Below are 12,734 nucleotides of genomic sequence, written 5' to 3' on the forward strand. Positions count from 1 at the left end.
CCTGGGCTTAGTTTTATTACTTATATGGCTTAAAATATGCGCCAACTTGTAAATCTGCTTGCCCAGCTTGATCTAATTGTGCCACCATTCCTGGATAATACTTCATTTTTTTCGATAATTCATTTGCACTAATTAGAACTTCGTTACCATCATTCATATAAATTAATAAACGCTGATTATTCTGTTTATTCGGTGACCAGACGATTTCAGATACTGCATGCCGCAAAGGCATTGATAACTTACCAAACTCTGCCAATGTTTTATGCAGTTGTTTTGCAGACGTAAACCCATCATAAAGTGGTAACCCGCCTACTTGTTGATCACTCACTTCGCGATTTAACATATCACCATTTTCTAAAATTGGATAATACTTATTACCTGCTTTAACATAGCCAACTTTTAAAATTTCATCAACTTTAATTTGCAACGTATTATTTGATTTTAGCGTTAATTTCAAATGCGCAATCTGTGGATTTTTACTTTTAGCTTCCTGACTAAAATAATCACTTTGATATAACGTGGTTAATAAAGGCTGTCCTTTTTGTAATCCTGCTGCTTTTAAAATAGCTTTATCAGATAGTTCTTGTGTCCCAACAACATCATATTTTTGGACTTGACTAGCTGGTGAAATTAAATAAATTAAACCAACCGCTACGATTAATAGGACAACAATTGTTTTAACAGCCCGCCATTCGTGTGGAAATAAAAGTTTTTTCCATTCAATTCGCCGACTATTTTTTTGATTTTTATCATCAATTTTATCGTTATTGATATTCTGATCAGTCGCTAATGCTGTTGTTTCATCTGATTGACTTGTCTTTTTTTTATTAGCTTTAACACGCCATATTTTCGGCAATTTTTTCTCTTTGCCAGACGATTTTGCCAATTTTGTCTTCGATGACCCATCGTCTCCAGATAATAGTTCATTTAAATGAGTTTGAATATCTGAAGAATTCGCATTATCTTGTTCATTATGCGGATTTTCCTTTTTCTCAGTCATCGCAATCTCCTACACTTCTCCACACGAGTCCTACTAAATGGCACTCTTGATTAGGGCAATAAATTGATCAGCTGCATCAGGAACACCCATCTTCATAGCTGCATTAGCCATAATTTGACGTTTGTTATCATCGGTCATCAATTGATCAATCGTCGCAAACAACGTTGTACCTGATAGTGAGTCTTCTGTAATCATCTCAGCTGCACCTGCGCTAGCCAAACTACGGGCATTTTTAGTTTGATGATCGTTAGTAACATAGGGACTAGGAATCAAAATCATCGGTTTTCCTAAAGCAGTTTGCTCAGCTAAACTCGTTGCACCTGCACGACCAACAACTAGTGATACTCTAGGCATTAATTGCGGCATGTTACTAATATAGGGTACAACTGCAACATTTTTAGCTGCTGCAATATTTTTTTCTGCCATCTGTTGTTTAACATCATCATAACGTTTAGCACCCGTAACAAAAATAACTTGATAAGGTTTATTGGCAAAGTCATTTAAAGTTGCCACCATTGATGCATTAATCTTAATTGCTCCCTGTGAACCACCAAATACTAATACGGTTGGGACATCCGCCTTCAGCCCAATTTCATCCCAGTTAAAACTTCCTTGACCATCAACGACTTCTTGTGCACGTGGATTACCAACAACCGTTGCTAAATTATCTTTAAATGCTGGTAACGCTGCTGGAAATGCAACACCAACCTTTGTCACTTTACGTGCCAAAAACTTATTTGTTACACCAACGACTGAATTTTGTTCATGAATAACAGTGGGAATCCCCATTTGTTGCGCTGCATACAATACTGGTCCAGATACATAGCCACCAGTTCCAACCACAACATCAGGTTTAAAAGCTTCCAAATACTTTTTTGCCTCACGTGTTGCTTTTAAAAATAAATAAATGGTTTTAACATTATCAAGAGATAATGAACGATGAAATCCTTGAACGCGTAAAGGCTTAAAATCAAAGCCAGCATCTGGCACAATATTTCCCTCAAGACCACGTTGGCTACCAATGTATAATACTTGGGTGTCTTTTTCTTGTGCCATCAATCGTTTAACGGTTGCTAAAGCTGGATAGATATGGCCACCAGTCCCACCACCAGATACAATAATACGCATGTTTAAGCCTCCCTATTTTTTTCTTGTGACTGCGCCACTTTTTTAACAGCAGCAACAAATAAATTACCGCGGGTTTCAAAATCAGGGAATTGATCCCATGAAGCAGCCGCAGGTGATAACAAAATCACTTCGCCAGGTTTACTTTGCAAAAATGCAGGTTGCACAGCATGGGGTGCATCTTCTGCATAAATCACCGGAATATTTAATTGCTTACCAACTTGTGCTAATTTGTCAGCCGTTTGACCAAATACAATCAAAGTTTTCACATGTGCTCTAATAGATGACAATAATCGCATCTGATCATCACCACGATCTAGGCCACCAGCCAGTAAAACAACCGGTTCATTAAATCCAGATAAAGCCATTTCTGTTGCTTCAATGTCTGTTGCTTTTGAATCATTATACACTTTTCGACCATCAAAATTACCAATGTATTGTAGTCGATGTTCAACCCCAGAAAAGCCACGTAATGCTTGTGCAATATCTTTGGTTGATATTGCCATCAGTTTTCCAACAGCAATCGCTGCTAAAGCATTGTCAATATTATGCTCCCCAGGAACACCTAATTCATTTACAGCCATAATACGTTCTTGTTGGTAATATAACGCATCTGCCTTAAAATATGCACCAGCTTGACTATTGCCTTGTCGTGAAAAAGGAATAACTTGCGCTTTCGTTTGTTGTGCCAAGCTACGCCATTCTTCTGTATCATAATTTACAACAAAATAGTCATTTGATGTTTGATGTTTTGTAATATTCATTTTAGCTGCAACATAATTTTCACGACTACCATGGAAATTCAAGTGTGATGCAAAAATATTAGTCAACACTGCAATATGAGGCTTAGGTTGTGGCATCCCCATCAATTGAAATGACGATAATTCAGTTACCAAAATATCTTCTTTAGCCATTGTTGGCGCAATTTCACTGACTGGCACGCCAATATTACCAGCAACTAAAACATGATTTTCAGTCGTTGATTTTTTTCGCAACACTGAAGCAATCATTTCTGTCGTCGTGGTTTTACCATTAGAACCCGTTATAGCAATCCAGTTATCTGAAATATATTTTTGTGCCAAGGCAACTTCCACAACAATTGGAATTTGTTGTTCTTTTGCTGCTACTAAAATAGGGATTGTGTATGGAATACCTGGATTTTTCACAATTAAATCAATGCCGGCCAACAATGCACTAGATTGTTCAGTCGTAAATTGTGCTCCTCTTTGTTTTAATGCAATAACTTTAGTATCACTTTCATCTAACTTGGGATCCGAAATAATTACGTGCGCTTCTTCCTTTAACAATAAGCTTGCTGCAGCCGCACCAGAACGAGCAAATCCAATAATTAATACGTTTTTATTCATTACTTAGTACCTCTTTTTAGATATGTATATGGGGGAAACCCCCATGAATGTTTTATTATGTGTTTAATAGAACCAAATAAGAAGGTAAATAACAGCCATAACTAGCCCAATTCCCCAGAAGAATAAATTAACTTGCCATTCATTCCAAGGTTTGTCAGTATTACCTGTTAACCCACCTTTTTCAAAACTGTGATGAATTGGCGTCATCAAAAATATACGCTTTTTAAAGAAATGGAAACTTGTTACTTGGATAATGACACTCAATGTCTCCATCATAAAAACAAAACCGATGATTAACAATGACCATTCATGATGTAACACTAATGAATTCATAGCTAAACCTGCCCCTAATGCAAGTGAACCAGTATCCCCCATAAAAATTGTTGCAGGATAATGATTAAACACTAGAAATCCTAACAGAGCCCCTACCATCAAAGCATCTAACAAAGCCATTGTCATATCGCCTTGAACAATTGCAATCACTAAGTAAGCAACATAAGCAATAATCGCTGTTCCTGAGGCTAAACCATCTAAACCATCAGTTAAGTTAGTAGCATTTGACCAACCCACTAACCAAAAAATTGTAAACAAGGTATAAACGACGATGCTGTGCAACTCACCTAAACCAAACGGTAAAGTTAGGAAAAAGTCGAACTTGCCAACGGCCAAAACAATGACCCCTAAAATAGCGGCAGCAATTTCAGAAAATAATTTTGGCAAAAAGCGTAAGCCTTCATCACGGTGGTTAAATACCTTAATACTGTCATCAAAAGCGCCAACAATTGCAAAAACAATAATCGCAATTAAAGTTGCCCATCCAGTTGAGCCCGTATTATTAGTAACTAATGATAATAGAATAAATCCAATCACAACGACTGGAATAAATGCTGCGCCTCCCATTGTTGGTGTGCCAGCTTTTGCAGCGTGATCTGGTTCATGCTCACCTGTTCGCATCACCAACTGCGCAACCTTGATTTTCTTAAACCAATCACGTAACCGTGGTACTACTAATACTGTAACAATCAGACTAAATACTAGTCCCAGTAAAAACGTCGACATTCGACTACTCCTCTCACTCACATGTGTTTTTATCTTTATTCATTTGGTTTTTTAAATTCAACTGTAATTTCATGATAACCATCAGATAGGGCGGTTCCCTTGTTCAACGACTGTGTGGTTACAAATCCATTACCTTTAATAATTGCCTTTACATTGGCCATCTGTGCCCATGATAAGACGTCGCTTTTTGCCCAGCCATGCATATTGGGAATAGTAATATTTTTACCAGTATTCAAAAAGACGCGTTGATCAATCAATGATTCATCACTAGCCATTGGTGATTGTGATTTAACCGTATTGCCATCTCCCATAATAACTGGTGTTAGATGATTTGCTTTAATTTCTTTACGGGCATCACTAACCGATCCACCAACAACTGTTGGAACTTTAACCTGTTGATTTTCACTCACAACAACTTTGTTATCATTATCTGATAAATCGAGCGCTTGTTGCATATTAGTCTTGAAAACGTCTGACATATCTTTGGTAATATTTTCCGTATTTTTCTGCGGTTGTTTAGTAACAATATACATCAAATACCGCGGATTATTAGACGGTGCCATCCCCATCCATGAATGAATTTCATCACTATTATTACCAGGTGCTGAGTACCCAAGGGCAGTTGCAATTTGAGCAGTACCTGATTTACCAGTTGTTCTAACATTTGGAATCGCATAGTCTTTTCCTAAACCATGTTCTGAGTAGATAACATCTTCTAATTGCTTACGCGTTTCCTTAGCCGTTTCCTTACTAATTGGCTTACTAATAACATTTGGTTTTGGTTGTGAAACAACCTTCTTTGTATTTGGATCAACAATTTTTTCAATGATTTGTGGACGTAATTCTTTACCATTATTTGCAATAGCTGAATATGCCTGAATCATTTGCAAAGGTGTCACTGAGATACCTTGACCAAATGCCGTATTAGCCTGTTCAATTGGATATTGGAACTGCATATTTCCAACGGCTTCATCTTGAAAGCCTGATTTGGTTGACTTTAAGAATTGGAATCTATTAAGGTACTTCTGCCATGTTTTTGGCCCCATCTTTTGTTCAGTTAAGGCCATCGCAACATTGGATGATGCTGCAATTCCACGCGCATAACTAATTGTTCCCCATCCTTCACCATTATTCCAATCAGTAACTTTTTTATTACCAATTTTAAGTGTTCCAGATTTATAGAGGGCGTTTGGATTCCAATTATCCGTATCAATTGCAGCAGCTAATGTAATTCCCTTTAAGACAGAACCGGGTTCAAACGCTGTGCCATATAACTGATTAGTCCATAAGTCACCTAGTCCTTCACCTGTCTGGGCATTGAAAGTTGGTCGCTGCGTTGTAGCCACAATTTTACCTGTTTTTGTATCCATCATGACGGCTATTGCAGCCTTGGGCTTCATATCATCAGATAATTGCTGCATACTTTTTTCAAGGTTTGATTGCAATTTCATATTAATCGTTGTGTAAATATCATAACCATTTTTAACAGCTAAGTTTTTCTTTGAAACACTATGATCAGTAGAATCTGTTGACGTTGTTTTGACACCATTATGACCAGTCAATTTTTTATTCCAGGATTGTTCCATTCCTGAGACGCCAGAAATCGTTTGACCACCGTCATGATGTTCTTTTTTAGTAATACCAATTAGGTCTGATGCAAATGTACCATTGGGATAAAGCCTTGATTCACTACTGGTAAAAGTCAACCCCGGAATATTCAGACTCTTCAATTGCTTATATTTTTGAACACTCAAATTCGAACCAGCTGTACCGAACTGAACTTGCTGTAAATTACTTTTTCGTCCATTTTTTATCGATGTTTCATAGAATTCGGCTTCACCACCCAGGACGTCTGCTAGCTGTTTACCAACTTTAGCGTCTTGCGTTTTTTTAACATACATTGGTTTACCTTTTGCTGATTTTTGATTTTTATCTAATACAGCAGCCAATGTATACGTTGTTGAGGATTCTGCTAGGGGATTACCCACAGCATCAAAAATTTCACCACGTTTCGCAGGAATATCATTTTGACTTTGATAGATTAGTTGCGCTGCTTGGTCTAATTTATGACCTTTTACCTCTTTTGTGATTGAGATACTAGAAAAACGGATTCCTAACACAACCAACACACCTATCATCAATATAAGCAAAAGTTTACCTGTATTGCGACTATTTTTATCCGCTTGGTTACGTTTTGGCATCCGTTGTTTTTTTACCATGCTACTTTACGTTCCTTATATTTTGATTTTTCAGTGTTAACCCATTTTTTTCAGCAATGCTGTTTAATCGTTTAGGGCTTGATAAATCACTGACTTGTTGCTTTAATGTATTGTTTTTATTGCGTACTTGTTCTAGTTGCGCTGAAGTTGCTGCTAATTGTGTATTTGCTGTTGTACTTTTATTTGCCGTAAAAATCACTAAAAATGCAGCCGCGATAATAGTCACTACCACAGCACCAACCATGACAAAATCCATAGCATTCCACTTAGGTTTAGCTAATTTTATTTTTTTAGCTCTACTTTGACTATTTGTTTTGACTTTTGGTTGATTAATTGGTTTACTAACGACATTTTCATTGTAATTATTACGGTATTTTGGCAGTCCGTCCATAATAAGCCTTCCTCTATCAGTGTTTTACTTGATTCTTTCAATAACCCGTAACTTAGCAGAATGTGCCCGTCGATTTATTGCTAATTCTTCTTCGGAGGGCAAAATGGGCTTGCGTACGACTAATTTAAAATCAGGTTGCATTTCTTCTGGAATAATTGGCAATCCAGATGGTAAGTCTGGAATTGTTACTTTTTCTTTAAACATTGTCTTTACTAAACGATCTTCTAGTGAGTGGAAAGTAATCACTGCAATACGACCATTAACGTTTACCATTTCTAACGCTTGCGCTAACGAATCTTCCACAGCACCTAATTCATCATTAACGGCAATGCGAATTGCTTGGAAAGTCCGCTTAGCCGGGTGTCCCCCCTTGCGCCGTGCAGCAGCAGGGATGGCATCTTTGATAATATCTACTAATTCAAATGTCGTTTCAATTGGTTTGATTTCGCGTTCATGTTCTATTTTACGAGCAATCTGCTTAGCGAACTTTTCTTCACCATAACGTGAGAAAATACGCAATAACTCATGAAATGACCATTCATTAACTACTATTCGCGCCGTTAAGTCTTGTGATTGATCCATACGCATATCAAGTGGGGCATCATAGTTATATGAAAAGCCGCGTTGACCATCATCAAATTGTGGTGACGAAACACCCAAATCATAAACAATGCCATCAAAAGATGGTACCCCATTCTCAACCAACGCATCATGAAGGTTACGAAAATTAGTTTGAATGAAATCAATTTTCCCTTGTGCTAATTCGCTTTTAAGATGTTCCTGATTAAATGTAATTGCCGTTTCGTCTTGATCGAATGACCATAGCTTACCGGTTGTTAATTTACTTGCTAATAGTTGCGAGTGCCCACCACCACCGAGTGTCGCATCAACATATACGCCATCTGGTTTAACGTTTAGTGCCTCAATCGCTTCTTTTAATAACACTGTTACATGTTTAAACTCTGTCATTGGCTTCTTTGTTCCCTTCAAACCTTTTTTCGAACTAACATTAAAATTCTAGTTCTTCCAATCCATTTGCAATGTCATCAAAATTTTCGGCAGTATTATCTTCATATGCTTGCCACTTTTCAGTACTCCATAGTTCGAAGATATTATCGCCCATTCCAAAGACTGTCACGCTTTTTTTGATTTGTGCATAACTACGCAATGTTGGTGAGAGATTGATACGTCCTTGTTTATCAAATTCAACTTCAACAGCACCACCAAAAATAAACCGCTTAAATTGACGCGCTTTAGTATTCGTTTCAGGTAATGCATTAATTTTTTTTGAAAAGTCTTGCCATCCTTCAAGCGTATAGGCACGTAGAGAATGATCCATCCAACGTGTAATCACAAAAGATTCACCAAGTTGATTACGAAATTTTGCCGGGATAATCAGCCGGTTTTTAGTATCTAAAACATGTTGAAACGTTCCCATGAACATCAGCTGATCCTCCTGTATAAAAATTCGTATTATTAATAGATACAATTCACTAATTTATTTAACAATTCAATACTCTTAATTTACCACAATATCCCACTTTCAACCACCTTTCCCCACCATTATCCACCATTATTTTCAATAGATTTGCTTACATAAATATTGATATATAGGGATGCAATCGTTTTTTTGACATAATTCTTACAATTGTGGGTATTTTTAAACACAAAAAAAGCGTCATCAGATAATCTGATAACGCTTTTTAAGCTTAAAGTTAAACTTCACGAAAACCGCCGTCAACTGGAATTTGTTTTTCAAAATCCAATTCTTCTTCTTGCCCACTTGTAAAGGCAAAAATTTCGATAATTAAATATAAGATTGCTAAATAATAACCATAGAAAGCTGAATTAATTTGCAACCAAATTGATACTAAGTAAACAATTGGCCAAACAAGTAGAAGCGCCCAATTAGATCCTGTTTTTCGTAAAAACATTCCTGTCAGAACACTAAATAACATGTTAACAATAAAGAGTGACACAATTATTTTAAAGTTCACAGTTAAAGCTGTCTTATTTAAAATATAAGGCAATAATACGCCCAAAATTGGCATCCAAATCCAAAAACGCCAATCAAAAGTTTTATTAAATTTTTTCATCTAAAAACCTCTATATTTACTATTTATTTAATTCCATTACATAACTTAAAACACTTAATGCATATATTGGTGCTGTCTCTGCTCGTAGAATCCGAGGTCCTAGTCCAGCAGCTACAAAACCATCTGCTAACAAGTATTCAATTTCTGATGGTGCTAGTCCACCTTCAGGACCAAATAAAAAACAAATCGCATCATCAGGCTGCAAAGCTTGTAATTTTTGCACTAATTGACCTGTTTCACCTTTTTTAGCACTTTCTTCCCAAGCTACTATTTTTATCATTTCTTTTGGTAATGACAACCTGGATAGCTTAGGCACATACGTCACATCAGGTATCCTTAAACGATGTGATTGTTCTGCAGCTGCCACTGCTATTTTATTTAACCGTGCTATTTTTTTAGCTGCCTTTGAGCCCCAATGAGAAACAGACCAGTCTGTTTCGACAATAATTATATGATGTGCACCTAATTCAGTTGCTTTTTGAACAACAAATTCTGATTTATCTCCCTTAGCTAGTCCAATAATAATTGTAGCATCTACCGGCAATTCAACAGCTAATGTTTGTTGAGATATCGTTGTCATCAACACATAATCATCATGTAATTCTGAAATTTCAGCAATGATGACATCTTGACTATTAGGCAATACGAACTCAGCTTTAGCTCCTTCTCGACTACGTAGCACCGTTATAAAATGATGTGCTACAGTTTCAGGTAATTTAAATTGTTGCCCAGTTGGTGTTTCATCTAAAAAATATCTTTGCATTAATTGTCCTCACGATTAAATTTAGCAATAATACCGTACCAATCACCTAATTTCATTGATTGTTCAACAACTAACCCATTTTCTTGCAAATCAGAAATCATTTTATCTCGTTTATCATAATAAATACCAGATAATAAAAACCGTCCATTAGGCTGTAAAACATTTTTAACCTTTGGTATCAATAATTCCAATACCTCTGCCAACATATTAGCAATAACAATATCGTACTGTTTATTTGGTACATCATTTAATAAATCACTAACCATTAACTGCATATCAGCCGCCTGCGGATTAAGGTCAACATTACCTTGTGCTGATGCCACTGCAACGTCATCAATATCTGTTCCTAAAATATCACCAGCACCTAACAAACGAGCTGCAATTCCTAACACACCAGAACCAGTGCCAACATCAATAACGGTTTCACCACCGCGAACAACAACTTCCAGTGCTTGTATCATTAACTTTGTGGTTGGGTGTGTACCAGTTCCAAAAGCCATACCTGGATCTAAGACAATAACTTGTTCATCCTTTTGTATTGGTTGATAATTTTCCCACTTTGGCACAACAGTAATGTGTCTTGTAACACGTACTGGATGGTAATATTTTTGCCATTCTGTTGCCCAGTCGTCGTCTAGTACGGCTTGAACTGTCACCGTCCCAGGGTGTGCATCTAACCCAAAATCAGGTAACTCATCTACTGATGATTGTATTTTATTCGTTAACAATACCAAATCAGCCTCATTAGCAAAGTAACCACTGACACTAGCCCCAGATGTACGATGCACAATATCTTCCGCTTTAACCATTACAGTTGCATCTGATGGTTGATAATGATCTAACTCAGTAGAATCATCAATTTCAACACCTTCTGCGCCATTAGTCATTAAAATATTACTAATTGCTTCAATTGATTCTGTTTGTGTTTCCACAACAATTTTTTGCCAACTCATGAACATCCCTCGTTTACATTAATTTAATTAAGAATACCACAAAATAATATTATCGCCCACACACTACCGATAAAATAAAAAAACAGCCATAATTTTGGGATAATCAAACTGAACTCATTAGTCGTTTACTGCTGCTAATCATTGAGTCATATTTTACCGAAAATTATGGTTGTTTATTTTTTATAAATTAGTCAATTGTAACGATTGTCATCAAGTTAGTTGTACCTGAAGTTGTCACTGGAATTCCAGCAGTAACGATGATTGTATCACCCTTGCTTGCTAGACCTGACTTAACAGCTTCTGATTTAGCCTTTTCGATCATATCGTCCGTATTACCCATTGGTTCAGTGATCGTTGGTTGTACACCCCAGTAGATACTCAACATACGTTCAACACCCTCAGTAAACGTCAATGCCAAAATGTCAGCATTTGGACGATACTTAGAAATCATTTTTGCAGTATAACCAGAGTTAGTAGCAGCAACGATTGCCTTAATGTTTAAGTTACCAGCAGCAGTTGCAACAGCTGCTGCAACTGATTCAGTGACATCTGTTGCATCAAAGTGGTCGTCATGACGACCATTCATGGCCAATGACGTTTCTGCCTTTTCATCAATACGAGCCATTGTAGCAACTGCTTCAATAGGATATGAACCATTAGCTGATTCACCTGATAGCATTGTTGCATCTGTACCATCAAACACAGCGTTAGCAACATCGGAAGCTTCGGCACGTGTTGGACGAGGATTTTCTTGCATTGAATCAAGCATATCAGTAGCCGTAATAACTGGCTTACCAGCAGCATTCATCTTACGAATCAAGTTCTTTTGTACCAATGGCACATTTTCAGCTGGAATTTCAACACCCATGTCACCACGAGCAATCATCAAACCATCAGAAACCTCAAGAATTTCATCAAAATTATCAATTCCCTCTTGTGATTCAATCTTTGGGAAAATCATAACTTCTTCATGGTTTGCTTCTGTTAACAATTCACGAATTTCAAGAACGTCAGCAGCTTTACGAACAAATGAAGCAGCAATGTATTGAATATCATTATTCAAACCAAAGCGAATATCATCAGCATCTTTTTCAGTGATACCTGGCAAGTTGATCGAAACACCAGGTGCATTAACACCCTTACGTGATCCCAAAATACCATGGTTTTGTACTTCAGTTACCAATTCTTTATTAGCTTCATCTTTTTGTGTGATGACCATGTCCAACTTACCATCATCAAATAAGATGTGACCGCCAACTTGAACATCCCCATACAAACCTGGATATGTTACGGCAATCTTTTCCTTAGTTCCTTCAATTGTATCGTCCATTGAAATACGAACAACATCACCAATGTTAAATTCAATCTTACCTGGCTCTTGTACGGTAGTACGGATTTCCGCACCCTTTGTATCCAACAAGAAACCAACCTTCTTGCCAGCAGCTTTTTCAGCCTCGTGAACAGCATTCATTCGTCCTAAGTGTTCCTCATGATCACCGTGTGAAAAATTGAAACGGACAACATTTGCGCCAGATTCGATTATTTTAGTAATCGTCTCCACATCAGAGCTGGCTGGTCCAAGCGTTGAAACAATCTTGGTCTTCTTCATGATTAAAAATTTCTCCTTAGTAAAAGATATTGGTATTTCTATCTGCAATCATTGTACTATTTATCACTATCTTTGTATACCAGTTCAACTCAGCATTTGTTTCATTATTAGAACACCTTACGTTAAAAAAAAATAAAAACGCACTTACAATA

At 36.9% G+C, this 12,734-nt stretch carries 12 protein-coding genes; all 12 read right to left on the reverse strand.

Annotated elements, in window-relative coordinates:
- Positions 1 to 16 precede the first annotated feature (16 nt).
- The 12 genes from G7Y65_RS05860 to pyk all read right to left on the reverse strand — a co-directional run bounded on the left by G7Y65_RS05860 (position 17) and on the right by pyk (position 12,582).
- Entirely contained in the window at positions 17 to 1,000 is a 984-nt protein-coding gene (locus G7Y65_RS05860) for a cell division protein FtsQ/DivIB (RefSeq protein ID WP_042493321.1), read from the reverse strand.
- A 33-nt stretch (positions 1,001 to 1,033) separates the two neighbouring features.
- On the reverse strand, positions 1,034 to 2,128 hold the full coding sequence (gene murG, locus G7Y65_RS05865) for an undecaprenyldiphospho-muramoylpentapeptide beta-N-acetylglucosaminyltransferase (protein WP_137600656.1): 1,095 nt from the start codon (positions 2,126 to 2,128) through the stop codon (positions 1,034 to 1,036).
- A gap of 2 nt (positions 2,129 to 2,130) precedes the next feature.
- Positions 2,131 to 3,492 (reverse strand): UDP-N-acetylmuramoyl-L-alanine--D-glutamate ligase, encoded by a 1,362-nt coding sequence (gene murD, locus G7Y65_RS05870; RefSeq protein ID WP_042493319.1) that lies wholly within the window; start codon positions 3,490 to 3,492, stop codon positions 2,131 to 2,133.
- 63 nt (positions 3,493 to 3,555) lie between these two features.
- Positions 3,556 to 4,551: a phospho-N-acetylmuramoyl-pentapeptide-transferase gene (gene mraY, locus G7Y65_RS05875; protein WP_165314731.1), complete on the reverse strand. Its 996-nt coding sequence runs from the start codon at positions 4,549 to 4,551 to the stop codon at positions 3,556 to 3,558.
- A 35-nt stretch (positions 4,552 to 4,586) separates the two neighbouring features.
- Entirely contained in the window at positions 4,587 to 6,770 is a 2,184-nt protein-coding gene (locus G7Y65_RS05880) for a penicillin-binding protein (RefSeq protein WP_137600657.1), read from the reverse strand.
- 1 nt (position 6,771) lies between these two features.
- A complete protein-coding gene (gene ftsL / locus G7Y65_RS05885; RefSeq protein WP_042493314.1) occupies positions 6,772 to 7,161 on the reverse strand; it encodes a cell division protein FtsL in 390 nt (129 codons plus the stop codon).
- Positions 7,162 to 7,185: 24 nt separating this feature from the next.
- The gene (gene rsmH / locus G7Y65_RS05890) at positions 7,186 to 8,130 is read right to left on the reverse strand and encodes a 16S rRNA (cytosine(1402)-N(4))-methyltransferase RsmH (RefSeq protein ID WP_042493312.1); all 945 of its coding nucleotides are present in this window, start codon (positions 8,128 to 8,130) and stop codon (positions 7,186 to 7,188) included.
- Between the two features lie 40 nt (positions 8,131 to 8,170).
- Entirely contained in the window at positions 8,171 to 8,605 is a 435-nt protein-coding gene (gene mraZ / locus G7Y65_RS05895) for a division/cell wall cluster transcriptional repressor MraZ (protein ID WP_042493309.1), read from the reverse strand.
- A gap of 271 nt (positions 8,606 to 8,876) precedes the next feature.
- Positions 8,877 to 9,257, reverse strand: coding sequence for a hypothetical protein (locus G7Y65_RS05900; protein WP_042493308.1), 381 nt, complete (start codon positions 9,255 to 9,257; stop codon positions 8,877 to 8,879).
- A 19-nt stretch (positions 9,258 to 9,276) separates the two neighbouring features.
- Positions 9,277 to 10,020 carry an RsmE family RNA methyltransferase gene (locus G7Y65_RS05905; RefSeq protein ID WP_042493306.1) on the reverse strand — a complete coding sequence of 248 codons (744 nt, stop codon included), beginning with the start codon at positions 10,018 to 10,020 and terminating at the stop codon, positions 9,277 to 9,279.
- Entirely contained in the window at positions 10,020 to 10,973 is a 954-nt protein-coding gene (gene prmA, locus G7Y65_RS05910; protein WP_042493304.1) for a 50S ribosomal protein L11 methyltransferase, read from the reverse strand. Before prmA ends, G7Y65_RS05905 begins: the two co-directional genes overlap by 1 nt.
- Positions 10,974 to 11,160: 187 nt before the next feature.
- Entirely contained in the window at positions 11,161 to 12,582 is a 1,422-nt protein-coding gene (gene pyk, locus G7Y65_RS05915) for a pyruvate kinase (protein WP_042493302.1), read from the reverse strand.
- Positions 12,583 to 12,734: the final 152 nt, after the last annotated feature.

The organism is Weissella sagaensis (assembly GCF_010306265.1).
Classification (GTDB): domain Bacteria; phylum Bacillota; class Bacilli; order Lactobacillales; family Lactobacillaceae; genus Weissella; species Weissella sagaensis.